Origin of the sequence: Bradyrhizobium sp. sGM-13, assembly GCF_018398875.1 — a bacterium.
GTDB lineage: Bacteria > Pseudomonadota > Alphaproteobacteria > Rhizobiales > Xanthobacteraceae > Bradyrhizobium.
Map to the genome: position 1 here is coordinate 1 of NZ_JAGWDK010000183.1, position 526 is coordinate 526.

Here is a 526-nt window from a genome sequence, read left to right on the forward strand (position 1 = left end):
GATAGATCCGCGTGTTCGCAATCGGACGGCCAATCGGGACAACGGCCCCATCAAATCCAGCTCGATAAAACCAAGCTGTCGCGTCAATCGTCGCCTCAGTAGGTCCATAGAGGTTGACAAGTGCCGTCGATGCCAATCGCAGCCATTTAGTGGCTAACCCGTTTCTGAAGAGCTCTCCACCACAGAATATGTAGCGTAGATAATCGATTTCCTTTTGCTCAACGTCAGTGATCCCAAGCAATGCTGAAAGAAGCGACGGAACCAATTGCAGAACCGTCACTCGGTACTTACCCAGCAGACTCAAAATTGTTCGAATATCTAGTTGCCGGTCGAGAGGAAGAAGAATTGAACGTGCCCCGATCGACAAAGGTGTCCATAGCTCCCAAACCGCAGCATCAAAAGAGGGGGAGGTTCGCTGCAAGAAAATGTCGTGGGCAGCGAACTGGAATCGATCCGCCTGCCAGATTGTATGATTGACCAATCCCCGATGCTCGACCATGACGCCCTTGGGCGTTCCGGTGGATCC

At 52.1% G+C, this 526-nt stretch carries 1 protein-coding gene; it reads right to left on the bottom strand.

The features are described from left to right. The coding region (locus KJQ96_RS38690; RefSeq protein WP_213291185.1) for an AMP-binding protein at positions 1-526 on the bottom strand (526 nt) is incomplete at both ends.